Raw genomic sequence first — 25988 nt, 5'->3', positions numbered from 1 at the left:
ACCCGAGCATATGAATCTAGATCAAGGGAGGTCGTCATATGGGAACGATCCTCATTAAAGGGGCTCAAATCGTCACCATGAATCCGAATGAAGAAGTGCTGGAAGGTGATTTATTAATAGAAGATAACCGGATCAAAGAAATTGCTGCAAGTATTGAGGTTGCAGCTGATCAAATCATTGATGCCCAAGGCAAAGCACTTCTGCCTGGATTCATACAAACACATATCCATCTGTGCCAAACCTTGTTCCGTGGAAGAGCGGACGATCTGGAGCTCATGGATTGGCTTCGCAAGCGGATCTGGCCGCTGGAAGCAGCGCATGATGAGGAGTCGGTCTATTATTCGGCTCTGCTCGGGCTGGGTGAGCTGATAGCCAGCGGGACGACCACCATTCTGGATATGGAGACCGTTCACCATACAGAATCTGCATTTCAAGCCATTGCACAGAGTGGAATCAGAGCCCTCTCTGGAAAGGTCATGATGGATCACGGTGATGAGGTACCGCTGCCGCTGCAAGAGACAACAGCGGATTCCGTGCAGCAGAGCGTCGCTTTGCTTGAGAAATGGAACGGATTTGGCGGAGGAAGGATCCAATATGCCTTCTGCCCGAGATTTGTTGTGTCATGTACAGAGGAGCTCTTGACCGAAGTTCGTGATCTGTCTGCACAATATAATGTGAAGGTGCATACCCATGCTTCGGAGAATCAAGGGGAAATTGAGCTTGTCGAGAATGAGCGGGGCATGCGCAACGTCGTATATCTGGATCACATTGGACTGGCGAATCAAAGGTTAATCCTTGCACATTGTGTGTGGCTAAGTGAAGAAGAGAAGGAGATTATTCGCAAACGGGATGTCAAGGTAACGCATTGTCCAGGCTCGAATATGAAGCTGTCCTCCGGTATCGCTGATATACCGGATCTGTTGAACCGACAGGTTCACGTAGGCATTGGTGCGGACGGTGCTCCTTGTAATAACAATCTGGATATGTTCCAGGAGATGCGATATACAGCACTCATCCATAAAGTAGAGCATGGACCGACGGTCATGGATGCGAGAACGGTGCTTCTCATGGCTACAATGGGCGGTGCTGAAGTGCTCGGTCTGGCCAAAGAGATTGGAAGCCTTGAGGTTGGGAAGAAGGCAGATCTGGTTCTGCTCGATCTGAATGATTTTCATACGTATCCATCTCATGAGGTTGATATCTATTCCCGAGTTGTCTACTCAGCCACGAGAAGCAATGTCGAAACAGTGATCATTGATGGTCAGATTGTTCTTGAGAATCGGATGGTCAAGACCATCGACAGGGGCATTGTTCTGAGAGAAGCAGATCAAAGTATAGCCAGATTATTGAAAAGAAATAAGCATATTTCATAATTCCAGAGCTTGCATAATTCAATTTCGTATATTATGCGAACTCCAGAGCCACATGGATTGTCCCGAATACGGGCGGCAGCTGCCGCTCGTATTTATGCATTCTGAAGCCATGTCAGCTTTGTGCAACCAATATCATTAGGAGGGATTCGGTATGGATATGCATGATATCTGCAAGCTGGTTCAGTCCACTGAAACGAAGCTTGTGCTTGCTACCGCTGTATATGTAGAAGGTCATGCCTACCGTAAGCAAGGTGTATCTATGCTGTTCGCAGAACAGGGGCTCATGTATGGAAGCATTAGTCCTGGATGTATAGAGACCGATCTCTCCTTGCATGCAGAGCATGTAATGTCTACAGGACTGCCACAAAAAATCGTCTACGATATGCGCCCGGATGATGATCTCTCTTGGGGCGAAAATATGGGCTGCGGCGGTTTGCTCCACATTCTGTTGGAGCCCGTCGATGCTGCATTGAAGCAGATACTGCTGGAAATGGGAGGGCTGCTAGATCGCGGAATCCAAGTTGATTTGCGTAGAACCTGCTCTGGCGAAGTGGGGGGAATTCGAGACTATTCCGTTCAATGCATCCCTCATATGAATAGCGAACCTTCCAAATCACGTGCCAAAATAACCAGCTATCTAAGCCCCGCAGCTCAAGAGTGGCACAGTGGGGCGTGGCTGTACTCTCATACCTACACACCGAAGCCTAGGCTTATTGTAATCGGTGCGGGGAATGACACGATTCCTGTCGTTCGCATGGCACTGGCGTCCGGGTTTCGTGTAGTGGTAGCGGATTGGCGTGAAGCGTTAGTCACCGCAGAACGATTTCCGGGTGCAGAGCTCTTGGTCGGTTTTCCAAATGACATCTATCCACGTCTCAAAGTATCAAGCCAAGATTATATTTTGCTGATTAGTCATCACTATCCACATGAACGGACCTTCCTTGAATTGTTGTCGGCTGCTGATACAGATACAAATATAAATATGTCTTACGCCTATTTAGGTATTTTGGGTTCCCGTACGAGAACTTCCAAATTGATTGAAGGGCTACCGGCCTTGCCTCGTCTTCACGCACCGGTGGGCCTAGCCATTGGATCAGAAGGTCCTGAGGAAATTGCGATTGCCATTGCCGCAGAGCTTATTTCAGTTAAGCGAGGTCAACAATGGGGGGCCGGTAAGGAGGAGAAGGCAGATGCGGAAGGCAGGAATCATTCTGGCTGCAGGAAGCAGTCAGCGAATGGGTGAACCCAAGGTGAATCTTCCTCTGATGGAAGGGATGACTATGGGAACCGCGGTACTTCATACTGCAATTGCTTCTGAGCTGGACTTCATCGTCGTGGTTGTTAGACCAGATGATCCGCTGACATGGGTGAAGACAGCCGAAGAGCAGAAGGTATATATATCCGTGTGCCAAGAAGCCCGGAATGGAATGGCTTATTCACTTAGGCAAGGGATTTGTACCGTGAAGGAATATGGGGCAGCGTGTGCGATGATACTGCTAGCAGACCAGCCCCTCATTCAACAGGTTCACATCAATCAATTGATTGCATGCTTTATATCTTCTCCTGAGCTTGATTATGTAGCAGCCAAAGACCTTGACGAGCTTAAGCCGCCCATTTTGTTCAGCAGTACAATGTTTGAAGCTATGATGCAGCTCAAAGGGGATGAAGGAGCCAGAAAATTGCTGCGAAGCAGCTCTTATCAAGGAATCGGCATTTCTTTTGAGAAGGATGTGTTTCTAGATGCGGATACAAAGGAAGAGCTTGCTGTAATCAAGCAAAAGCTGCACTGAAGGCAGGTAGCCAGTACATTTCTGCATTCAGGTGATCTCTCTATAAAGATACATAGGAAGCTAAAGGGGGTACTTCAATGTCATTGAATGAGCATAATCCAATAACGTATCCGACGGTTTGGCAGCCTGCCAATATATATGAAGCGAGGACTGTGGCAGAAAAATTACATGCAGGTTATGTCTGGGCTTCGGGAACCACGCTTCTGCGAACACAGTGGGAGATGGGCACAGCGCTGATGCCCGATCATCTGATCAGTCTGGATCGAATTCAGGAGATCCGTAATATATCAGAAGATCCAGAGAAGCTGAGTATTGGTGCCATGTGCAAGCTCCGGACATGTAGCGAGCATCCTCAGATTCAGGACAGCTTCCGGCTCATTCAAGATGCAGCCGAAGTCATTGCCGCTCCCTCTATACGGAATCTAGCCACAATCGGCGGCAATGTCGCTTCGGGTGTGGGGGATACCATTCCAGCACTTCTCGTCTATGATGCTTCACTGCTATGGATAACCGAGAACGGGCTTGAAGAAAAGAGTCTTGAGTCCTGGCTCGAGGAGTGGAGAACAGGACAGCGTAATGCATCGGATCTGCTGCTGAACATCTATATACCTAAAGAAACGAAGAAGAATACGAACGGACAGAAATACCAGCCTGTATCCTTCTTCCACAAGATTGGCAGGAGAGAAGCCTTTACCCCATCACTTGTGACCGTCGCTGTACATGGATTAATGAATGAGGCAGGGGAGTGGGATTCCATAGCTATTGCAGCAGGCGGGGGCTCAGGTCACGCGATGAGGCTTAGAGAAAGTGAAGCATTGCTGCGCGGCCACAAGATGAACGCATCCTCTTTATCCAAGCTTGCGGAAACGATTGAAGCTGAATTTATGACCTTCACAGATCTGTACGCCTCAGAATCTTATCGCAAGCAGTCGGCTTCTAATCTGATTGTATCGGGCTTATGGAAGTCCTTGAAATAGTAGTCATGGGAGAAGGAGTGAAGCTTAATGCTGCTAAACAAGGAAAACAGCGGAAAGAGATGGTATACCCGCCCAGATGGCAAAGAAAAAGTAACAGGCACGCTTCAATATTTAACAGACAAATCTCTTCCCGGTATGCTGTATGGAAGGGTACTTCGGAGCATACATCCCTATGCAAGGATAGGGAGTATAGATACAGCCGCTGCCATAGAGCTCCCTGGTGTGCAAGCAGTGCTTACGCATAAAGATATTCCTGGAATGAACGCCTTCGGTATTGCTACCCCTGACCAGCCTGTCTTCTGTGATGAATTCGTTCGCTATACAGGAGATGCAATCGCAGCGGTCGCCGCAGATACTCCACAAATTGCGGAAGCTGCCCTTAAGCTGATCAGGGTCGAATATGAAGTGCTGTCACCACTCAGCTCACCAGAAGCAGCGATTGCACCAGATGCGCCTAAGCTACACCCGCATGGCAACATTTTACATCGTACAGAAGTGAAGCGGGGGGATGCATCAGCTGCATTCAGAGTGACGGAGCATATCATCAAGGAGACATACTATACCCCTCGTCAAATGCACACTTATATGGAAACAGAGGGTGGATTGTTCGTTCCGGAGGAGAACGGCAGACTCAGTGTGTATGCACCTACTCAGCATGGCTACAAAGACAGAATGCAGTTATCACGAATATTAAATATGGATGAGGAAATGATTCGGGTCGTCTCCAGTCCAATCGGGGGATCGTTTGGGGGCAAGGATGAGCTGAATGTTCAGCCCTATGGCTCGCTTCTTGCTCTTAGAACCAAACGCCCAGTCAAAATTCATAATTCTCGCAAAGAGTCTGTGCGTGCCGGCTTGAAGCGGCATCCGATGAAGATTGAGATGGAGACCGGATTTACAAAGGAAGGAATGATTACAGCTCACCGTGTACGAATTATGGCCGATACAGGAGCATATGCGACACTTGGCGCACCTGTATTAAGCTTTGCGACAGAGCATTCCATGGGGCCCTATGCGATTCCTCATGTGGATGTAGAAGGACTCTCGGTATATACCAATAATGGGGTTTCGGGTGAGTTCAGAGGGTTTGGCGGAAATCAGGCAATCTTTGCTATGGAAGGTCAGATGGATCGTGCCGCTGCACAGCTGGGAATAGATCCATGGGAGCTCAGAAGACGGAACCTCAGAAGTAACGGTGATCCGGGACCACTGGGTCAGCAAATTCTGGTTACAAACGGTCTACAGGAAGTATGGGAAGCTGTTCATCATTCCGATCTATGGATACAAGAGGAGCGTACAGAGCTTCCCCCTTGGATTCATAAAGGGAAGGGAGCTGCCATTGCGATGCACGGTGCGGGTCTGGGTTATGGCATACCTGATCCAGCAGGAGGCAGATTAAGGCTGAATGAGGAAGGCAAGATCGAAGCTGCTTTTAGCTACGAGGAGTTTGGGCAGGGGCTCGTATCAACGCTGGAAATTATGCTGTGTGAGCTGTTTAACTGCATCAGGGAGGATCTTGAGATCGTAATAGGGGATACGGATCGTGTACCACATAGCGGTTCCAGTACAGCGTCACGTTCTACAACGATGGCTTGGATGGCATTGCAGCGGTTAAAAACACCTTTCCAAGATAAATTAATTCTGCTAACCAGTGAAGCGATCGGTATTCCTGCACATGAGCTTGTAACCGGTCCAGGGGGAATATGGCGCTTGGGCCAGGAGAATGAGCAGGATAAACATAGGGTCATATCGTTTCAAGAAATTACACAACTTGCGTCAGCCGAAGAGCTCACTTTTGATACCAAATTTGACTACCCAACAACACCGGACGAAGTCGTCGGTGGACATTATTTATATACGTATGCAGCGGTTATGGCCGAAGTTGAGGTGAACACCTTGTCAGGTCAAGTTAAGGTTGAAGACATCAGACATGTCGTAGCTGCGGGTCCGGTTATGAATCCGATGGGATATGTGGGCCAGATAGAAGGCGGCAGCGGGATGGCTCTCGGGTTTACTCTTATGGAAGATACGATCATGGAGAATAGTGAATATATGACGACGAACCTGGACACGTATCTCATTCCAACCATTCAAGATATGCAAAAAAGACTGGATGTAGAAGCTATTGAGAATTTGCCGGAAAATGATCCATTTGGTCCTAGGGGAATCGGAGAAATCGGGTCGGTTGCCTTGGCACCTGCTATTGTCAGTGCCATATATCAGGCAACCGGGATTTGGCTCAATAGGCTGCCCATTCAGAGAGAGCAGCTGATCAGGTCCATATTCAGCGACACGAAGGAAGGAGTGCAGCCATCATGATGGGAAATGAAATGATCGAGTGGAGCTGTACGATTAACGGAACTGATGTTCAGCTGACGGTTCCGGCAACCGAAAGACTGGTGACTATCCTCCGGGATCGTCTTCAGTTGACAGGTACGAAAATAGCATGTGAGATCGGTCGCTGTGGAGCCTGCATGGTACTCTTGAATGATGAGCCGGTAAACTCCTGCCTGCTTATGGCTTATCAATGTGACCATCAGCAGATCGTTACGATTGAAGGTCTCGCACCTTCTAATGCGGATGAGCTTCATCCCATACAGCAGGCCTTTATTGATGAAGGGGGATTCCAGTGTGGATATTGCACACCAGGCATGATTTTGACTACAAAAATATTGCTGGATGCTCATCCTGATCCGAGTCTGGAGCAAATTGAGAAGGCACTATGCGGCAATTTGTGCCGTTGTACCGGGTACGGGGGGATTGTCCGAGCTGTACAGCAGGCAGCCTGTGCGAAAGCTGCGAAGACGGATCAAGCTTCGGTCGAGTAGAATAGCTGGACGACTTTATTTTTTTCTGGGTGCGTTTGGCAATGGAAACTGGAAAGACGTCTTATCCTATCCGCGTAGTCCTGGTCAATTGGTCTTGAAAATGGCATGAAGATAACTTGGTGCATTGTCTGATCATGCGAATTGCACTATGATACATAGCAGAGCAGTCAATCGAAAAGAATGAATTATCCAATTAATCCATGCATATAGGAGAGTTTACTTCATGTTATTAAGAGAGATTGAAGAGAGAGATAATAAGCAAGTTGAGGATTTGATCAGAACCTGTCTGATTGAATTTGGAGCGAACAAACCGGGGACCGCGTGGACGGATCCGAATTTGGGAGATTTCTACCATCTATACAACCACGAAGGCTCTAAATATTGGGTTGTTGAGGTGGATTCCAAGATTATAGCTGGCTGCGGCATCGGACCCATCAGTGGATTTCCACATATATGCGAGCTGCAAAAAATGTATGCGTACAAGGAAGCGCGCGGTACTGGAGCAGCAAGTGAGCTGCTGGAAGTCGCTTTGGAGTACGCCAGATTGCACTACAATGAATGTTATCTTGAAACCTTTAACAATATGGTTGCTGCCAACAAGTTCTATCAGAAGAACGGATTTAAAGCCTTAACGAAGCCTCTGATGGAAACGGAGCATTTTGCTTGTGATGCATGGTATATTAAATCTCTTTAGCTGGGTTAGATAGAGGGATTCTATTCCTATAAGGCGAATAATAGGGTTGAATTCATTTTCTATAAGGGAGCGGGAACGGTACGATGATTAGTAGAATAGGCCAGATTATGCTGTATGTGAATGACCAAGATGGTGCCGTGAAATTTTGGACTGAAAAAGCAGGCTTCCATGTCATCTCAGAACAAAATAATGAGCACGGCATGAGATGGATTGAAATTGCACCATCCAAGGAGTCCGAAACGAGCATCATATTGCATGATAAGGAAACGGTTGCTCAAATGTCTCCCGGCCTACATCTGGGCACTCCTTCGCTTATGTTTTTCACAGAGGATTTAGATCATCTATACTCACATTTATCCAGCAATAAGATTACGGTTGGTGAGATCGTGACCATGCCAACGGGCAGAGTGTTTAACTTCTCAGATGATGAAGAGAATTATTTTGCGGTTATGGAAGTTAGTAAATCATAATAACATATAGTAAGAGAAGGCGGCTCGCTTAGGCGGCCGCTTTTTTTGTTTTCTTAAGCCTTTTGTCTTATAGGCACACAGATTTCACATCGATCGTTGATTATCATATAACCAACATATCTTTCTATAACCGGTTTATGATCTATTTGATATCCGCTTTTTTCGATATAAGGGTATTCATGTTATAACTTCCTTTCCTTGAGTCTATTTTGTTCATTGATGAATCTAACATGGTATAAAAATATATTCATTATTTCTTTTTATAAGGAGCTGCTAAATCAGGAATAATTAATGTTCGTCTAAATTGTGCTAAAGTGAGGACTTATTAATCAAGGTTTATGAAATGTAAATAAAATAAAATGGTGTACATATGAACAATCAAAGTAAAAAAGATGGATTGGAGTGCATCGTATGCAGTACACAAACCCCGTTATTTCCGGATTTCATCCTGATCCGAGCATTTGCAGAGTGGGCGAAGACTACTATTTGGTCACTAGCTCATTTCAATACTTTCCAGGTGTACCGATATTCCATAGTAATGATCTTGTGAATTGGAAACAGCTTGGACATGTGCTCACTACAGAGCAGCAGCTTCCATTGAGGGATGTACCTAGCTCATGCGGTATATTTGCTCCTACACTCCGATATCACGAGGGCTGGTTCTATATGGTGACCACAAACGTAGGCAGCATCGGCAATTTCTATGTGAAGACCCAGAACCCTGCGGGCAGCTGGTCTGACCCTATCCTTGTAGCCCAAGATGGCATTGATCCTTCCCTTTTATTTGACAGGGATGGCACCGTATATTTTCAATCAACCCGTACAGGAGATCAGGGAGACGGAATCTATCAATGTAAGATTGACATAGAAACAGGAGAAATGCTCACAGACAGTCGTCTAATTTGGAAGGGGACAGGAGGTGCATACCCGGAAGCCCCTCATTTGTATCAAATCGGCGATTATTACTATTTGATGCTTGCTGAGGGGGGGACGGAGTACGGGCATATGGAGACGATCGCAAGAAGCAAGGAGCCTTACGGCCCTTTCGAAGCTTGTCCCCATAATCCGATTCTATCCCATCGCAGTCTGAAGAGCAGCATTCACGCTACAGGCCATGCGGATATTATTGAAGCTCATGACGGCAGCTGGTGGGCTGTGCTTCTTGGCGTTAGGCCAGCTTCTTACCCTATGCGGCATCATTTAGGAAGAGAGGTATTCCTCGCACCCGTGACTTGGACCAAGGATCAGTGGCCGATGATCGGTGAAGGCGGACGAATTGAACCTATTATGGATGCACCGGAATTTATAGGGGAGCCGTTGCCAAGAAAGCCCATCAGGGATGAATTCGATGAGGCTGAGCTTGGTGTGGACTGGATTTTTCTACGTAATCCGAGGCCGGATAGCTGGTCATTGTCAGAACGGACAGGATATCTGGTGCTCCGAGGAGACTCGGTTACACTCGATAATGTGGGATCTCCGGCATTCATAGGGCGCCGGCTCAGTCATTTTAATAGCAGAGTAGCCACTTCAATTGAGTTTGATCCGGCTGAAGATGGAGATGAGTCAGGACTTACCGTTTATATGAATGAGAAATACCATTATGAGCTGGCGATTACTTCGGTGAAAGGATGCAAGAAGATTCTGTTCAGAAGAACCGTAGGTTCCTTGAAAGTCGAAGTGTCCTATGACTGCCCTCCAGGACCTGTTCAGCTTGAGATTCAAACCGATCGAGAATCCTTCACCTTTTCCTTTCGAGATGCGGATGGTGTAGTTACTGTAACAGCTGGAACGGCAGAGACGGCCTTTCTATCTACCGAAGTAGCTGGCGGTTTTACTGGTGTCATGATTGCTATGTACGCGGCAAGTCTTGCTGGTCATTCTGGACCTTCCTACTTCGATTGGTATGAATATGAACCGAAGGATGAATAGAGAAGAGAAGGAAGAAGACTCTAGTAGCAGAACATCCAGCACTACTGAATGTAAAACTGTAGATTAAGATGACAAAAGAGATAGGTTGACATCAAAACTGATGTCGAGCTATCTCTATTTGTATAATCCGCATTATTCAATTCTCTAAAAAATCAGGATGGTTCACTTTGCCTGAATGCTTTTGGCGACATTCCATATGCTTTTTTAAACTGTCTAGCGAAATAATTACTGTCATTAAATCCGGATTGAAATGAAATTTGCGTAATCGGGAGTCGGGTTAATCTTAATAATTGGCAGGCCCGCTCTAACCTTAGACGCTGCAGGTATGCCATGGGTGAGGTTTGGTAATAGGATTTAAAGATCCGGTTTAAATGCCTTACTGAGATATCAGAATGTTCTGCAATCTCCTCAAGAGTTATTGCCTCCAAATAATGGTCTTCAATGTAGGATACAGCCGTAGCCAAATGCATGACATGGCTGTCTGTATCGGTATCACTGCTCTCATACTGACGGGATAAGTACACAACAAGCTCGATAAGTCGGGAGGTGAGCATTGTTTTATAGCCCGGATGTTTATTTTTATATTCATTCATCATGGCAGTAATCAGTGATGAGACATATTCCAAATTGGTGAGAGACATGTACAATTTACTCTCATTCGACTGAATGTTCCGATAGAGAGGCTCCAATACAAACAGCGCTTGATAACCTTTAGAGGCGTTCAGATCAGAACCAATGTAGGTTAACAAATCAGGCTTGTACATAATATTGCATATTTTGAAATCCTGAGGATCTTTGTATCCGTGAATGGTCTCACCGTTAATTACAAAAACATATCCCTTCTTGATAAAGGATACCTCATTATTGACCACATGGGTTGCATGACCCTGAAGGACGATGACCAGCTCTGAGAAATCGTTATGCCTGTGCAAGGACGTATCTTCGTCATGACCGCCATATTGAATAAAGAAGGGAAATTCTTCATCATTTGTGAACCAGTTTAATTGGACCTTACTCAAAATACCACCACCGAGCAGTTCGTTATCATGTCTATATCATCCTATATTGCTGACTGAAAAATCAAGGTTTGCATTCTTAGAATTCCATATACTTTTAATTGAAATGATGTAAACGCATTCATCTACAGAATTAGAAACGGTGCTATTCGTCGTTAATAATGTAGAAGGAGCAATTCCATAAGAAATAGGGGGATTTTAGAGGATGAGACCAAATGGCAAGAAAATAGGAGCATGGCTTCTGGCAAGCAGTTTACTCCTAGCTGCTGGATGCGGCAGCTCCACGGAAAGTGATGCACCCGCGAGTTCAGATGAGAATGGGCCCATTACATTTACATTCTTCGGGGCAGATGCCAGTCCCAATTGGAACAGAATGCAGGATGCAGTAGGACAAAAAATTACTGAAATGACGGGTGTAACCATCGAAGCGGAATATGATATCTCCAGCGGTGGCGGAAATGACCGGATTTCACTCATGGCTGCAAGCGGCGATTATCCCGATTTAATCTTTCCTAAAGGGAATTTGTCCAGACTCGTCGAAGCTGGAGCCATGCTCGATCTTACAGAGCTAATTGAGGAGCACGCACCGAACATAAAAGAGGCGTATGGAGAACATTATAATCGCTTGAAATACAGCAATGACGATCCATCCATTTACTGGCTTCCAACCAACGGTGCCATTGACCAGACGTATTTTGATGCTACTAATGGGGTTGCTATTCAGCACCGTGTTGTCAAAGAGCTTGGGTATCCCGAGATCAAGACTATAGAGGATTACGAGAATGTGATTAGAGAGTACTATGAGCTGCACCCAACTACAGAAGACGGTCAGCCGACCATCCCACTTACACTTAGCGCAGATGGATGGCGTCGGATGATTACCGTGACAGACCCGGCGGTTATGGCTACCGGTGGTCCTGGTGATGGAGAGTATTTTATTGATCCTGAGACTTATGAAGCGCAGCTTCATTACAAGCGTCCTGAAGAGAAGGAATATTTCAGTTGGTTAAACAAGCTGTGGAATGATGGTCTAATTGATAAAGAAAGCTTTGTTCAGAAGGATGATCAATACAAGGCCAAGATCGCTAGTGGTCGTGTGCTGTCTCTCTTCGATCCAAACTGGGGATTCAGCGATGCAGAGAATGCGCTCAAAAGCGCGGGTCTAGACGAAAACACTTATGGATTTTATCCAGTTACGTTGGATGAGTCCTTCAAACGTGCGGATTTTCAGCCAATGGGCTTTGATGGATATGGTATTGGTATAACGGTTGATGCGGAAGACCCGGTGCGTGCAATCAAGTTCTTAGACTGGATGTCCTCCGAGGAAGGACAGATCTTAAGAAATTGGGGTATCGAGGGTGAGCATTATGTTGTAGAGGATGGGGTACGCAAGATTCCAGCAGATATTCAGGAACGGAAGAACAACGACAACAGTAACTTTACCAAAGAAACCGGAATTGGTCTCTACAATATATTTGGAGCGCATTATGGTGACGGAGTGAAGGATTCGACGGATAACTATTTCACGACGAATTTCCCGGAGCAGATACAAGAGGGTTATTCAGAGGTTGAGAAGGAAGTGCTTGCAGGCTATGGAATCAGTACCTGGAAGGAACTATTCCCATCCGAAGATGAATTCCCGGTTAAAGAGTGGGGAGCAGCATACAATATGCCGATCCCAACTGACAGCGGAAATTACAATGTCATCTACCAAAAAACGCAGGACATTATTCAGAAGCGCATTCCTGAAGCGATCATTGCAACTCCGGATCAATTCGATGCGATTTATGACAATATGCTAGCTGAACTGGATAAAGAAGACGCAGTTGAGATGGAGCAGCAATATACAGAATGGATTAAAGAGCGGGTCAGATTATGGACGGGTAAGGATGTAGAATAAGTTACAAGGAAATAAGAGGGTTGTTAGTCGTTTGAAATACGATGAATGGATTACGAAGTCGCCTTTTTTTGGCGACTTTTTTCTATATTTACAATGCTTGATCACACGATAACCTGTGAGGATCAATCGTCAACGTTAAAGAAATGACTTAACAAATAGGCAAGGAATGCTTATAATGTTCAGAGCTTTGTCTTTTTCGGAATCTCATGCTTGTGCATGCATCTACAGAGGGACAAGCCAGTGGCTTGTTATTTTAAGACCGAAACAACATAAGCTAAATTTCCTAAGAAAATAGGTGTTTACTACGCATGCTGCACAATCCAACCGGTAAAGAGCGGCTAGCCTTAGCATTTCTGTTGAGCTTGCTCGGAATATTAGGACCATTCAATATCGATATGTACCTTCCCAGCTTCCCCGAGATTGGCGAGGATCTGGGTGCGAGAGCTTCACTTGTCCAGTTAAGCTTAACTTCTTGCTTGATTGGTCTTGCTATAGGTCAGGTTATCGTGGGTCCCATTAGTGATGCCCGCGGGCGAAAGGTCCCGCTCCTGATTTCACTCAGTTTATTTGCATTGTCCTCGCTATTTTGTGCGCTGGCGCCTAATATTACAATGCTTATTGTGGCAAGGTTCCTTCAAGGCTTTACCGCTGCTGCGGGACTTGTTATCTCACGTGCGGTGGTGCGTGACGTGTTTGACGGCAGAGAGCTCACGAAGTTTTTTGCATTGCTATCGGTCATTAATGCTGTAGCTCCGATGGTGGCCCCAATGTCTGGTGGAGCTATCCTGCTCATTCCATCAGCGAACTGGCAATCGATCTTCTATTTTCTCAGTTTGTTTGGACTCTTTATCGTGCTGATCATAGGGATGCGTCTCAAAGAAACGCTGCCTCCAGAGAAAAGAATGCCAAGTTCGCTTGGACATTCTGTGAAAACGATGGGAGAATTGTTCAAGGACCGGGTATTCATCGGATATGCTCTTACCGTTGGGTTTGTTCATGGCGGAAGCTTTGCCTACGTCTCAGGAACGCCATTCGTTTACCAGGAAATCTATGGTGTGTCACCCCAGGTGTTCAGTATTCTGTTCGGCATTAACGGGATTGCGATCATCTTCGGTAGCTTTCTGATTGGCCGTTTTGGCGGTATTGTTCCTGAGCGAACACTGCTTAGAATTGGGGTTTGGATAGCTGTTAGTGCTACACTGCTGCTCTTGATCACGACTGCGCTTCGTGGCCCTTTATTCCTTGTTGTTATTTGTATCTTCATCTATATGATTACCATCGGGATTGTTGCTACAAGCACCTTCACGCTAGCGATGGAGCATCAAGGACATCGAGCGGGAAGCGCGAGTGCGGTATTAGGATTGGTGCCGTTGCTAATTGGCTCAGCCGTATCTCCTCTCGTCGGTATTGATGAAACGACGGCAGTACCCATGGGTGCTATATTATTCGTTACAGCCTGCCTGGGAGCATTCTTATTTACGAAGCTAACCGGTGAGAATAAGGTAAATATAAAGAGTGAGGCAGCCGAATAGGCTGTCTTTTCCTATATACAGTCTTTGTATGAAAAATCACTATATTCATTTGTATTTCTTCGTTTTGAACTCCGCTGCTTCCGGTTATTAATAGTATAGTTCTTGTAAAATAAGGGGGAACTTAATGTCTGACTTATTTAAAAAAAGCAAGCATTGGGAAAGTCTGTTCTACAGATCTCCAATCCCCTGTGCTCTTGTGTTGGAAAAAGATGGAGCTTTCGTCAGAGTGAATAAGGCCATGGAGAACTGGCTGGGTGTAAGCAGTGATCGCGAGGAATCAACCCTGACATTATGTGATATCATCGTAAATTCGGATCGTACTAAATTTAATTTTGACCTTATTGTTCAGGAGCTAAGGGTACATGACGAAACGTCAGCAAGCCGCCGTGTTCAAGTGGTGAATCAGCAAGGGGGTGTCTGCACAGCGGAAATGTGGATCAGCCTTCTGGAAGCAGAAGAAGGTTATGCCGTCGTACAGCTTGTCCCTTCTCCATTGAATAGTCCAGTGAGCAAGGTACAGCATACAGAGCCTGAAGATCTGGAACGAGAACTGCAGGAATATAAATCTTTATTTAAATACAATCCGCTCGGTGTAGCCTCATTGGATCTAAATGGTAATTTGATTAGAGTTAATGAGGGTCAATGTGCGTTAACAGGGCATACACAAGAGGAGCTGTTGACAGGTCATTTTTCAGTATTGATTCATACAGACAGTTTGCAGAAAACCCACTATCATTTTTCACAAGCAGCCAAAGGAATCCCCCAAGAATATAATATCAAAATGCTGCGCAAATCCGGTCATGTCTTCGAAGCGCACGTAATTAATGTTCCTATCATGATGAATGGCAGTGTAGTAGGTGTTTATGGTATTACCGCAGATACGACGGAGAGCACCGTGTATCTGAAGCAGATTGAAAATCTGGGCAAACAGCTTGAATTAATTCTTAATACGGTTAAGGATGCGATCTTCGGTGTTGATCCGGAGGGACGGATACTGTATTTAAACAAAGCGGGTGCAGAGCTGATCACAATGAACGAGCATGCGGTGATCGGATCGCGGCTGACGGATTATTTTGTTCAAATTAATGAGAATTACTATCCATACGACAAGAATCAAATGCCGATCCACAAAGCGATTCTGTCAAATGAAGGGGACACTTGTGTTCAAGAGGCACTCTTCGGAAAAGAAGATGGCAGTACCTTTATTGCTGAATATCAAGTGCATTCCATTATAGAGCAGGAGAAAAAAGGTTCTGTCGTGGTTCTTAGGGATATGACTTCAATCAACGAAATTAGGAAGGCAAAGGATGAGGCAGAGAGGGCGGAGAAGGAAAAATCCGAGTTCTTATCCATCATGAGCCATGAAATACGAACACCAATGAACGCTATTATGGGGATGGCATCACTTCTCGCCGATACGAAGCTTAATGAAGAACAGCTCAGCTATATGGAAATTATACTCAGCAGCAGTGATTCACTTATTCAAACATTGAATAATATTCTTAATCTGAGCAAGCTGGAAACCAGCCAGGTAGAGGTTCGGCATTCCTCATTTTGTTTTCATGATGTGTTAGATGAAGTGACCAATCTCTTCAGTGCACAGGCAAGAAATAAGGGAATCACGCTAACGAAGGAATGTGATAACAGAATACCGCACAGTTTGATCGGTGATGAAGCAAAAATAAGACAGATTCTCATCAATTTAATCAGCAATGGTGTGAAATTCACGGAATCTGGTGAGGTGTTGATCCGAGCTGAATCGATTCATATACCTGGCCGCAAGCGAGTGCTGCTGATGGTACAGGTTCAAGACACAGGAATCGGCATACCGAAGCATAAGGAACGATTGTTGTTTCAATCCTTCTCTCAATTAGATCCCGAGATTAGCCGTAATTACGGAGGAACGGGATTAGGACTAGCCATAACTAAACGTCTCCTTGAGCTTATGGGCGGCAGCATCAGTGTTCAAAGTATCGAAGGGAAGGGCTCGACATTTCAGTTTTTGCTGGAGCTGGAACATATCTAAAATGAGGAATAAAAATAGGGAAAGCAGGCCTAACATCAGGTAAACTCCTGAGGGGGGCCTGCTTTTTGATATCAGAGTGATCATGGATACGATTCATTTGTCGGTGATACCAATATGAATTTTTATTGACATAATCTAGGGGAGTATCTATTATTGTAATCAATGATGATAATGATAATTATTATCAATAGTGATTATCATCTAGCAGTTATTACAAAATACATATAGGTTATAGGGGGAAATGCAGTGCATAATGCAAAGAGTTTGGTGTTCATTGTTTTGATGTTTGCTCTGGTACTTGCTGGTTGTGGAGGGGGTTCAGGCACCGCTGTCAATGAGACCTCCGGGTCTGGAGAGTCGACGAACCAGCCTGCACAGAGTGCAGATAGCAATACGAGCGAGCCGCAGACGCGAACGATTAAACATGTGCTTGGGGAAACGGAAATTACGGGTGTACCACAGCGTGTGGTTGCTCTTGAGTGGTTATATGCTGAAGATGTGATGGCGCTTGGTGTTCAGCCTGTTGGGATTGCCGACATTGAAGGAATGAATACATGGGTTGATATTCCTGTTGAGATTGGTGCTGATGTGACGGATGTAGGTACGCGTCAGGAGCCGAACCTGGAAATTATTGCATCACTGAAGCCTGACCTCATCATTGGGCTCAAATCCAATCTCGGATCCAATTATGAAGCTTACACCAAAATCGCTCCAATACTTGTGTTTGACCCTTATCCTGCTGAAGGTGAAGGAGATCAGTATGAAGAGATGCTGAGTACATTTAATACGATCGCAGACGTTCTCGACAAGAAAGACGAAGCGGAAAAAGTACTTAGTGAGCTGGATCAAACCTATGCTGACTCCAAAGCCAAGTTGGAATCAGCAGGTATGACAGAACGTCCATTTGCACTTGCGATGGGTTTCAGCAACCAAAATGCAGTGACCTTCCGCATATCCACGGATAATTCACTTGCGGTCAAGATTTTGGAACACATCGGCTTGACAAATGCATATAAGCCTAGCCAATTTGAGGTTTATGGCTTTACAACGACGGATGTAGAAGCTCTGCCAGCTCTACAGGATGCCAATTTCCTTCATATTATTCAAGAGAGTGATAATGTCATCGATAATCAGCTGAAGGATAATCCGGTCTGGAATGGACTGAATTTCGTTAAAGAAAATCGTGTATATGCGCTTGGCGGCGATATGTGGCCATACGGCGGCCCCTTATCCGCTCAGGTTATGGCACAGAAAACAGCTGATTTGCTTACACAATGAATCTAGGGAAATATCAAGCTCAATCTACTGAGCCTGCAAGCATTCATCCAGTCCCCTCCGTCTCATCGGGGAGGGGCTGGAAGCCGTTATGGATGCTAATTGCAGGAGTTGTATCGCTGTTATTACTAACATTTCTCAGCCTGACTCAAGGTTTAGCAGATATATCCGTCAAGACAGTAGTGCAGGCACTGCTATCTCCTCAGGACCTGGCAGAGCATCATATGATCCGCAGTGTTCGGCTGCCAAGAACGGTGATAGGACTCTTTGCGGGGGCTGCACTTGCCGTATCAGGTGTGCTGATGCAAACCGTTACACGAAATCCGCTCGCATCGGAGACGACGCTTGGGGTGAATGCCGGAGCTTATCTGGCTGTCGTCGCAGGAATGATCTTCTGGCCTGGACTCCAGCATTTATATGCTCTACCCTTTGCCGTCATCGGAGGAACTTTAGCTGCCCTGTCCGTGTTTGCGCTTGCGGGCAAAACAAAAGGTTCACCGCTTCGGATTGCCTTGTCAGGAATGATCGTAACGCTTGTGTTATCCTCGATTACAAGTGCGCTGCTGCTGCTGAATCAGCAGACAACGCAAGGTATTTTTTTATGGGGCTCGGGTTCGCTGATTCAGAATGACTGGGACGGAGTCGCTTTTACATGGCCCTGGATTATAGGCGGACTCATCGTGCTGATCTTGGGAGTACGGCAATGGGACGTGCTAACACTGAATGAGGAATCCGCACGTTCCATCGGACAAAAAGTAGGGGCGATTCGCTTTCTTGCCATGGGTGCTTCCGTATTGTTAGCTTGTGTAACGGTAAGTGTGGTCGGTCCAATCGGATTTATCGGACTCGTTGCACCCCATCTTGTGCGTTTGTCTGGAGTGAACCGGCACGGGGGATTAATCCCGCTTGCTGCACTATGGGGTGCAGCGCTGTTAGTAGGTGCTGATACGATCTCCCGCACCTTCGTCGATGCATACGGAGAATTGCCGGTTGGCGCGATAACGGCAATGATCGGAGCTCCTTGTCTCATTTGGCTTGCCTTGCGTGTATCCCGATCCATGATTGGCAGCAGTGATAGTTCTGGCAGCTCCATGATGACAGGGACCAGCCTGCGTCGTATGTCGTATCCATTACTTGTTGGTATTTTCAGTGCATTGTTGGTGCTTGTATGGATAGTCAGTCTGATGAATGGAAGCCTGTACATCCCATTTGCGGAAGCAGCAGCATTATTCACCGGAGGCGGTGACGAAATGTATCGCTCAATTCTGCTGGATAACAGGCTGCCCAGGCTCCTGACTGCTGGATTGTCAGGTATGGCGATTGCCGTCAGTGGATGCTTGCTGCAAAATGCCGTTCGTAATCCGTTGGGTGATCCTCAGGTCGTCGGGGTTACCAGTGGCGCAGGAGCTGGAGCACTGCTGATTATGGTTAGTTTTCCGGCTCTATCTGCGAATTGGATTCCAGTCGGTGCGGTGATTGGCGGAATCATCTCTGCTGCGATTGTCTATGGGGTATCCTGGAGACGGGGGCTTCATCCTACGGTACTTACACTCGTCGGGATCGCTGTGGCTGCTTTTGGATCGGCTATTATTAATTTAATGATTATCCATGCAGAGCTTGACGTTGCACCTGCCTTGTCATGGATGGCAGGCAGCACCTACAATCGAAGCTGGACAGAGGTCATGCGTATTCTTCCGGCAATCCTGATTCTACTGCCGCTCGCAGCATGGCTGGGCAGAAGGGTGGATCTGCTGACCTTCAGCGAGGATACATCAACAGGTCTAGGGCTTCATGTGCGGAACACCCGCATCTATGTCGCCATTATCGCTGTACTTCTTGCTTCTATTGCAGCCGCAAATGTGGGTTCAGTTGGATTCATCGGTTTACTTGCACCTCATGCGGCGAGGATGCTGGTTGGCTCCAATCATCGGAAGTCAATGGTGATCGCTGCTTTGATCGGCGGCATACTCCTGGCTGGTGCAGATTTGATCGGGAGAGTGGTGATCATTCCAAAGGAATTGCCTTCCGGTATTGTAACTGCATTACTCGGAACACCGTATTTGTTATATTTGATGAGTCAAACCAATAAGCTGAAACGAAAGTAACAGCAAATTGGCAGAATACAAAGCTATCCCGAGTGTTCATACGAAGGGATAGCTTATTTTGTTATATTTTCTACATGGATTTGCGTTTTATTTGCGATATTTTAGACAGAAAAACTACATTCAGTTAATAGAGGTGAGGAGGATTATTTGCCGGAGATTATAGTATAGCCTTCTTATTACATAATAAGTATTGACATGACTTTAATAGCAGTCTATAAATAAAGAGACTTTATAAAGATTATTTATTAAGTATGCGGCAGGTGAAGAGTATGGAAAAAGCGAGTGTAAACTTAATGAAGCAGATGAATCTAAATATGATTCGGCGAGTGATGAAACAGAGTGGAAGCGCCACCAAGCCACAGCTTGCCCATAAGACAGGGCTAAGTGTTGTCACGATTAACTCGCTTGTGAAGCATTTGGTACACTGCGGAGAGCTGTTTGAAGAGGAGAACCAGGTATCTAGCGGCGGCAGGCCAGCTCTTACCTATCGGTACAATTATAACTATAGTCTGGCACTTGTGCTTCATATGGTGGAAGAGCAGAGTGAAGATGTGATCAACGCTAGTGTCGTGAACCTTAATGAAGAAATATTAAAGCAGGAGAGATATGTTTATCAGAATTTTAACCCTGACATCTTATTCCAATGTATAGATCGATTGATAGAAGAATTTGAGTCTATTAAAGTCATCGGGATCGGAATTCCAGGTCAATCGGTTGACGGGGTGATTACAGTTACAAGTCATGAGCTGCTGTATGGGATGCGATTGACAGAGCAGCTTGAATCTACCTATGGACTACCGGTTGTTGTAGAGAACGATGTAAATGCAGCCATAAGCGGATATGCTTACCGGGAACAAGCAGCTGATGATCAGTGCATTGTAGGCATTTATTTTCCGGAGAAGTATCCGCCTGGTATGGGTACGTATCTAAATGGAGGAGTCATTAAGGGAAAGAATGGAATGGCAGGGGAAATTAAATATCTTCCTGTAGATGTGGATTGGACTAAACCGCTCAATGTGGAAGCTTTTCATGAAATCGCGTGCCGCATTTTACAGAGTGTGAACGCGGTCTTGGCACCCGATATGATTGTTATATACAAGGAGCAGCTCGATCAAGAAGCGTTCCTGACAGAATGGAACAACTATCTTACAAGACATTCGATTCCGACTTGTCCTGAGCTTGTCTTTGAACAATCTGTGGCTCGAGATTATGCGGATGGCTTGAAATGGCTGGCTCTCAGCGAGCTTTGAGCCCAAGTACACAGAACTTAGCTAATGACAGCTTAGAAAGGGATGGTGAAATGGCAACTTGGTTTTTGATTATTATCTATTTAGCATTTATTAGTCTGGGGCTGCCGGATTCCATGCTTGGCGCAGCATGGCCAGTCATGCAGCCCGATATTAGAGCATCATTTGAGTCAGCAGGGCTGCTGTCGATGATTATTGCTGCAGGGACAATCGTATCGAGTCTCGCGAGCGGCTGGTTAATCCAGGCTTTTGGAACAGGCAAGATTACTCTGTTCAGCTGTATCCTGACTGCAGGTGCACTGATCGGCTTTTCTTTTGCACCTTCACTTGCTTGGCTGATTATTCTGGCCATTCCGTGGTCTGGGAGCAGGCGCAGTCGACTCAGCTCTGAATCACTATGTAGCAGCGAATTATAAAGCCCGCCATATGAGCTGGCTGCATTGCTTCTGGGGAATTGGAGCAACCGGCGGTCCCATCATCATGTCTTATTATATCGCTGAGCAGGGTTCATGGAGAGATGGGTATTTCGCCGTTTCAATGATTCAGTTTAGTCTTGTTCTCTTGCTCTTCATCACACTTCCTCTGTGGAAAAAAGTCGCCCAGCTGCATCAATCAGACCGGAAGAAGGACCAAGAGAATATTGAAGAAATGTCTCCCTCAAATCAGATTATGCCTACCACACCGCAACATCCCCTTCGGATGACAGGTGTTAAATATACACTTATTGCGTTCTTATTATACTGTGGTGTAGAGATGACCGTTGGTTTATGGGGCGCAAGTTATCTGGTAGGTGAAAGAAATATACCGGCAGATACCGCTGCAGTATGGATATCCCTCTATTATGGCGGGATTACCATCGGCCGCTTCATTACCGGATTTATAACAATGAAATTAAGCAACCGTGTATTAATTCTTGCCGGTCATCTCATAGCGGTTATTGGCGGCTTGTGCTTATTGCTCCCGCTTCCTGAGGTGTTCCTTCTTGCAGGCTTCGTTCTCATTGGTCTCGGATTTGCTCCGATCTACCCCGGGTTTATTCATGAGACGCCAGCGAGGTTCGGCAAGGAGCATGCTGCAAAATTAATCGGGTACCAAATGGCCGTTGCCTATACAGGGACCACGTTTCTTCCGCCTATATTCGGATTTATCGCAACAAACTTCGGAATCAGCCTATTCCCAGCTGTCGTATTGCTGTTTATATTGCTCATGCTGGTCAGCTCGGAGCGTGTTAATCAATTATTGCGCAACAAAAATCTAGGAAAACTTAAATAAAATATTCGTCAGCATGAGGCCTATTCATATTACATGTCATCGCCGACGAAGTTGGAATTTACATGGACTTGTAATTGCACGGTGGGATAGATGCGGGACCATTCTTCCTCATTCCAGTTACGATCCCTTGAGCGAGCAATAGAACCGATCCCGATCGGGTCAATCTTTGCTGCTGAACAGATCGAAGCATTTTTTCCATATTCATACTCAAGTCTTGATCGAGTGCTTTCTTGATTACACAGAATTCTGATTGTGTAGGCATAGTGAAGATATGCGTAGATGATTCATAGAGCATAGCTTTGATGGACTTAAGCTATGATAGTGTAGCAGGCTGTACTGCCAGAATATAAGGAAGCAATCTCTCTTTAATCTGCTTGCCGTCTGCAAGCGTTGACAGTCAATGTAATGTATAATTCATCTATCCGCATGAAATGCGATACGTCTCTAGTTCGTCTGTCGCCAGCATCCTTTTCATCCTTTTTTAGGGATAGTATGTGTAATGAAAAGAAAATGAAGGATCATCTAAGGAAGTGTGAACTATGCAACCGGGTCGTCCCAGTCACAACGGTGCATCATCTAACCCCCCGTGAGTTGGGTGGAAGTCATAAGGAAACGGGAATCTCTGTATTCCATGCCATAAGCAAATTCACCATTTATTTACGAAGAGAGCTTGTTGTTCTTGGGTTGACTTCAATTGAAGCATTAAAAAGTGACCCGAAAATCAGCTCTTATCTAAATTGGATCTACCAACCTCCATTCCAAGATCCGTTAATCAAAGCATGTTCGAAGCCGGGACGATAAATCGGCCACTTGTCTTAACATGTCGAAAGCTGTATTAAACAATAGGTCAGTGTTACCATTTTGAACATTTTTACAGAAAAAACTAAATATAATAACAAATATTCACATTTCTTGTGCTATACTGATACCATTCTCAGGTAATTTGTAGTAGATTAGTACATAATATCAAGTATATTAGAATTATATGAATGTTAACAAACCGAATAGTCAGTCTAATTATAGGAGGTGAGTATTAGAGAGGAAATAAACATTTCTACCCATTAAAAGACCGGACGGTCAGTCTAAGTTCCCAATTGGTATCCTAACTATAGGAGGATGTATATGCTTGCTATAATTGATAACTTTGATTCATTCACATACAACTTAGTGCAGTATTTATCTGAACTTGGACAACAGGTCACAGTATATAGAAATGATTCCATTACATTAAATGCATTAGAAATTTTAAATCCAGATTACATTGTCATTTCTCCAGGTCCTTCCAATCCTTCGAATGCGGGAATCTCTCTAGAACTCATCAACTACTTCGCTGGAAAAGTTCCAATACTCGGCGTTTGCCTTGGTCATCAAGCAATTGGACAAGCCTTTGGGGCTGAAGTCAGACCTGCAGATCGACCTATGCATGGTAAAACATCCCTTATCCAACATGAGGGCAAAGGTCTCTTTCAGAATCTTCCAAACCCCCTGACGGTAGCAAGATATCATTCCCTAATCGTTCATCATGAGGTTCCAGATGATATCGAAGTGACGGCGACGTCTGAGGCAGGGGAAGTCATGGCACTTAGACATCGGAAGTATGATATCGAAGGTGTACAGTTTCATCCCGAATCCATTATTACTCCCTACGGTAAACAAATATTAAACAACTTTCTCCAAATCTATTCCGTACAGAAACGAGCAACAGAATTAAAGTATGTTTAATACTAACCGGCACTTATAGGAGGCTACCGTTTAATGAACTTTAATAAGGACAATCCCTATATCATTTTGGATTTCGTAAATGAAGAGAAGTGTAAGCAACGGAAAGTATTTAGCAATCCACGAGAAGTTATTATGGCAAGGAACGTTTCAGAAGTTAAAGAAGCATTACAAAGAGTTGAGCAGTACACAAAAGAGGGATATTATGCAGCTGGCTATGTTTCTTATGAAGCCGCCCCTGCATTTGATTCAGCATTCAGGGTTCATCAGAATACCGTTTTACCTCTACTCTGGTTTGGAATTTTTGATCATGATCATGGCGGCGAAGTTCACTTTGAATGCGAGAAGTTTGAGGTCTCAGCGTGGAGTCCTACCATAGAAGAAACCACATACAATGACCACATACGTCAAATCCATGAAGCAATAAGACGTGGAGATACATATCAAGTTAACTATACCATGCGGCTCCGATCTTCATTTGAAGGTAATCCTTATAACTTCTACACAAGATTGTGTCTTGCCCAGCAAGCAGATTATTCAGCAATGCTTCACATGGGAGACTTTAGTATTCTGAGTGCCTCTCCCGAATTGTTCTTTAAGAAAAAAGGCAGACAGATTGAAACCCGCCCGATGAAAGGAACCGTTAGACGCGGCGTTACCTTGGAAGAGGATAAGGTTTTATCTGAATGGTTACGTAATTCTGATAAGAATCGAGCGGAAAATGTAATGATTACAGACCTGTTGAGGAACGATCTTGGAGTTATCGCTGAGCCAGGGAGTGTAGATGTACCCAGCTTATTTGATATTGAGAAGTATTACACACTGTTTCAAATGACCTCTACGGTAACGGCTAATATAAAGGAAGATACAGGTCTATTTGATACCTTTAAAGCTTTGTTTCCGTGTGGATCCATCACGGGTGCTCCAAAAATCAGCACGATGCACCTTATACAGGAACTGGAGCATACCCCCAGAGAGATTTATTGCGGGTCCATTGGCGTAATCAATCCAGATGGATCGGTTATATTTAATGTTGCAATTAGAACGGTTTGGATAGACCACCGGACAGATCAAGCTGAATATGGTGTGGGTGGCGGTATTACTTGGGACTCTACAGCAGAGGAAGAATATCAAGAGGCTAGAACAAAGGCTTTGCTATTAACTGAAGTTAGACCGGAATTTCAGCTGTTGGAATCAATCCGACTCGAAAATGGAATATATGATTTGCTGGACCCTCATCTTCAAAGAATGAAGAATTCTGCTGCTTATTTTGAGTATGAAGGAAATTGGGATTTAATTAGGCAAGCACTCTTACAGCATTCAACCCAGCATAAGGATGGGATCTGGAAAACAAGACTGCTGCTGTCCAAGAACGGAAGCTTTAATATAAATAACGAGCCTATTACTAATAGAAATGGTGTGAATGAAGCCGTTTTAGCTCAATCTCCGATTTCATCAGCTAACCGTTTTCTTTATCATAAAACAACGTATCGGGAGATCTATAATGAACATTACGAAAAAAGAGGACAAGCCTATGATGTTCTTCTGTGGAACGAAAATAGGGAAATAACAGAGTTTACAACCGGGAATGTCGTTTTTGAAATCAATAATATGAAGTTCACTCCTCCGATTCATTGTGGACTTCTGGGAGGTACGCTTCGAAACGAGCTTGTCCAGAGCGGATTGGTAGTTGAAAGAGTCCTTACGATGCGGGATATAATTGAGGCATCGCAGATATGGCTTATTAATAGTGTTCGAGGCTGGATCTCCATTGATATAACACAAGAAAGCCTCGATCAAGTTATTCATGAACTCAATTATACGCTGAGTTGAAG

19 protein-coding genes and 1 pseudogene are annotated in these 25988 nt (G+C 45.1%); 18 read left to right on the top strand and 2 right to left on the bottom strand.

What is annotated here, in order from left to right:
- Positions 1 to 38: 38 nt before the first annotated feature.
- The 9 genes from BM415_RS10080 (at position 39) to BM415_RS10040 (ending at position 10061) form a co-directional block, all read left to right on the top strand.
- Positions 39 to 1373 carry a 5'-deoxyadenosine deaminase gene (locus tag BM415_RS10080; RefSeq protein WP_091157453.1) on the top strand — a complete coding sequence of 445 codons (1335 nt, stop codon included), beginning with the start codon at positions 39 to 41 and terminating at the stop codon, positions 1371 to 1373.
- A gap of 151 nt (positions 1374 to 1524) precedes the next feature.
- Complete coding sequence (locus tag BM415_RS10075) at positions 1525 to 2616, top strand: XdhC family protein (RefSeq protein WP_091157450.1); 1092 nt, start codon at positions 1525 to 1527, stop codon at positions 2614 to 2616.
- Entirely contained in the window at positions 2564 to 3163 is a 600-nt protein-coding gene (locus BM415_RS10070; RefSeq protein WP_091157447.1) for a nucleotidyltransferase family protein, read from the top strand. Before BM415_RS10075 ends, BM415_RS10070 begins: the two co-directional genes overlap by 53 nt.
- Positions 3164 to 3240: 77 nt before the next feature.
- On the top strand, positions 3241 to 4140 hold the full coding sequence (locus BM415_RS10065) for an FAD binding domain-containing protein (protein ID WP_091157445.1): 900 nt from the start codon (positions 3241 to 3243) through the stop codon (positions 4138 to 4140).
- Positions 4141 to 4167: 27 nt separating this feature from the next.
- Complete coding sequence (pucD, locus tag BM415_RS10060; RefSeq protein WP_091157442.1) at positions 4168 to 6459, top strand: xanthine dehydrogenase subunit D; 2292 nt, start codon at positions 4168 to 4170, stop codon at positions 6457 to 6459.
- Positions 6456 to 6968: a (2Fe-2S)-binding protein gene (locus BM415_RS10055; protein ID WP_244533204.1), complete on the top strand. Its 513-nt coding sequence runs from the start codon at positions 6456 to 6458 to the stop codon at positions 6966 to 6968. Before pucD ends, BM415_RS10055 begins: the two co-directional genes overlap by 4 nt.
- Before the next feature lie 223 nt (positions 6969 to 7191).
- Positions 7192 to 7662 (top strand): GNAT family N-acetyltransferase, encoded by a 471-nt coding sequence (locus BM415_RS10050; RefSeq protein ID WP_091157440.1) that lies wholly within the window; start codon positions 7192 to 7194, stop codon positions 7660 to 7662.
- An 83-nt stretch (positions 7663 to 7745) separates the two neighbouring features.
- Complete coding sequence (locus BM415_RS10045) at positions 7746 to 8132, top strand: VOC family protein (protein ID WP_091157437.1); 387 nt, start codon at positions 7746 to 7748, stop codon at positions 8130 to 8132.
- 411 nt (positions 8133 to 8543) lie between these two features.
- The gene (locus tag BM415_RS10040; RefSeq protein ID WP_091157434.1) at positions 8544 to 10061 is read left to right on the top strand and encodes a glycoside hydrolase family 43 protein; all 1518 of its coding nucleotides are present in this window, start codon (positions 8544 to 8546) and stop codon (positions 10059 to 10061) included.
- 152 nt (positions 10062 to 10213) lie between these two features.
- Here the strand turns inward: BM415_RS10040 and BM415_RS10035 are convergent, their stop codons facing one another.
- On the bottom strand, positions 10214 to 11080 hold the full coding sequence (locus BM415_RS10035) for an AraC family transcriptional regulator (protein WP_091157431.1): 867 nt from the start codon (positions 11078 to 11080) through the stop codon (positions 10214 to 10216).
- 202 nt (positions 11081 to 11282) lie between these two features.
- On the opposite strand from BM415_RS10035, the gene BM415_RS10030 reads away from it, so the two are divergent.
- The 7 genes and pseudogenes from BM415_RS10030 (at position 11283) to BM415_RS10000 (ending at position 22434) form a co-directional block, all read left to right on the top strand.
- The gene (locus tag BM415_RS10030) at positions 11283 to 12977 is read left to right on the top strand and encodes an ABC transporter substrate-binding protein (protein ID WP_091157428.1); all 1695 of its coding nucleotides are present in this window, start codon (positions 11283 to 11285) and stop codon (positions 12975 to 12977) included.
- Between the two features lie 308 nt (positions 12978 to 13285).
- The gene (locus BM415_RS10025) at positions 13286 to 14509 is read left to right on the top strand and encodes a Bcr/CflA family efflux MFS transporter (protein ID WP_091157426.1); all 1224 of its coding nucleotides are present in this window, start codon (positions 13286 to 13288) and stop codon (positions 14507 to 14509) included.
- 124 nt (positions 14510 to 14633) lie between these two features.
- Positions 14634 to 16535 (top strand): PAS domain S-box protein, encoded by a 1902-nt coding sequence (locus BM415_RS10020; RefSeq protein WP_091157423.1) that lies wholly within the window; start codon positions 14634 to 14636, stop codon positions 16533 to 16535.
- Positions 16536 to 16781: 246 nt separating this feature from the next.
- Positions 16782 to 17813 (top strand): ABC transporter substrate-binding protein, encoded by a 1032-nt coding sequence (locus BM415_RS10015; RefSeq protein WP_244533203.1) that lies wholly within the window; start codon positions 16782 to 16784, stop codon positions 17811 to 17813.
- Entirely contained in the window at positions 17810 to 19915 is a 2106-nt protein-coding gene (fhuB, locus tag BM415_RS10010) for a Fe(3+)-hydroxamate ABC transporter permease FhuB (protein ID WP_091157421.1), read from the top strand. Before BM415_RS10015 ends, fhuB begins: the two co-directional genes overlap by 4 nt.
- A 269-nt stretch (positions 19916 to 20184) precedes the next feature.
- Positions 20185 to 21165 (top strand): ROK family protein, encoded by a 981-nt coding sequence (locus BM415_RS10005; protein WP_091157418.1) that lies wholly within the window; start codon positions 20185 to 20187, stop codon positions 21163 to 21165.
- 50 nt (positions 21166 to 21215) lie between these two features.
- Positions 21216 to 22434, top strand: a pseudogene (locus BM415_RS10000) (MFS transporter).
- A 29-nt stretch (positions 22435 to 22463) separates the two neighbouring features.
- Here BM415_RS10000 and BM415_RS25910 read toward each other — a convergent pair.
- Positions 22464 to 22616, bottom strand: coding sequence for a Ger(x)C family spore germination C-terminal domain-containing protein (locus BM415_RS25910; RefSeq protein ID WP_348272325.1), 153 nt, complete (start codon positions 22614 to 22616; stop codon positions 22464 to 22466).
- A gap of 940 nt (positions 22617 to 23556) precedes the next feature.
- Here BM415_RS25910 and BM415_RS09990 point away from each other — a divergent pair.
- Positions 23557 to 24156, top strand: coding sequence for an anthranilate synthase component II (locus BM415_RS09990; protein ID WP_091157417.1), 600 nt, complete (start codon positions 23557 to 23559; stop codon positions 24154 to 24156).
- Between the two features lie 33 nt (positions 24157 to 24189).
- The gene (gene pabB / locus BM415_RS09985) at positions 24190 to 25986 is read left to right on the top strand and encodes an aminodeoxychorismate synthase component I (protein WP_091157414.1); all 1797 of its coding nucleotides are present in this window, start codon (positions 24190 to 24192) and stop codon (positions 25984 to 25986) included.
- The last annotated feature ends 2 nt before the right edge of the window (positions 25987 to 25988 follow it).

Source organism: Paenibacillus sp. 453mf, from assembly GCF_900116105.1.
In the GTDB taxonomy this organism is placed as follows: Bacteria; Bacillota; Bacilli; order Paenibacillales; family Paenibacillaceae; genus Paenibacillus; species Paenibacillus provencensis.
Note: the sequence above shows the minus strand (reverse complement) of the source record. Positions and strands in the feature narration are given on the sequence as shown.

Coding starts and splice junctions, on each gene's coding strand:
- BM415_RS10040 (WP_091157434.1), top strand. CDS start 8,544: ATGCAGTACACAAACCCCGTTATTTCCGGATTTCATCCTGATCCGAGC.
- pabB (WP_091157414.1), top strand. CDS start 24,190: ATGAACTTTAATAAGGACAATCCCTATATCATTTTGGATTTCGTAAAT.
- BM415_RS10050 (WP_091157440.1), top strand. CDS start 7,192: ATGTTATTAAGAGAGATTGAAGAGAGAGATAATAAGCAAGTTGAGGAT.
- BM415_RS10070 (WP_091157447.1), top strand. CDS start 2,564: ATGCGGAAGGCAGGAATCATTCTGGCTGCAGGAAGCAGTCAGCGAATG.
- BM415_RS10025 (WP_091157426.1), top strand. CDS start 13,286: ATGCTGCACAATCCAACCGGTAAAGAGCGGCTAGCCTTAGCATTTCTG.
- BM415_RS10055 (WP_244533204.1), top strand. CDS start 6,456: ATGATGGGAAATGAAATGATCGAGTGGAGCTGTACGATTAACGGAACT.
- fhuB (WP_091157421.1), top strand. CDS start 17,810: ATGAATCTAGGGAAATATCAAGCTCAATCTACTGAGCCTGCAAGCATT.
- BM415_RS09990 (WP_091157417.1), top strand. CDS start 23,557: ATGCTTGCTATAATTGATAACTTTGATTCATTCACATACAACTTAGTG.
- BM415_RS10005 (WP_091157418.1), top strand. CDS start 20,185: ATGGAAAAAGCGAGTGTAAACTTAATGAAGCAGATGAATCTAAATATG.
- BM415_RS10080 (WP_091157453.1), top strand. CDS start 39: ATGGGAACGATCCTCATTAAAGGGGCTCAAATCGTCACCATGAATCCG.
- BM415_RS10065 (WP_091157445.1), top strand. CDS start 3,241: ATGTCATTGAATGAGCATAATCCAATAACGTATCCGACGGTTTGGCAG.
- pucD (WP_091157442.1), top strand. CDS start 4,168: ATGCTGCTAAACAAGGAAAACAGCGGAAAGAGATGGTATACCCGCCCA.
- BM415_RS10045 (WP_091157437.1), top strand. CDS start 7,746: ATGATTAGTAGAATAGGCCAGATTATGCTGTATGTGAATGACCAAGAT.
- BM415_RS10020 (WP_091157423.1), top strand. CDS start 14,634: ATGTCTGACTTATTTAAAAAAAGCAAGCATTGGGAAAGTCTGTTCTAC.
- BM415_RS10075 (WP_091157450.1), top strand. CDS start 1,525: ATGGATATGCATGATATCTGCAAGCTGGTTCAGTCCACTGAAACGAAG.
- BM415_RS10030 (WP_091157428.1), top strand. CDS start 11,283: ATGAGACCAAATGGCAAGAAAATAGGAGCATGGCTTCTGGCAAGCAGT.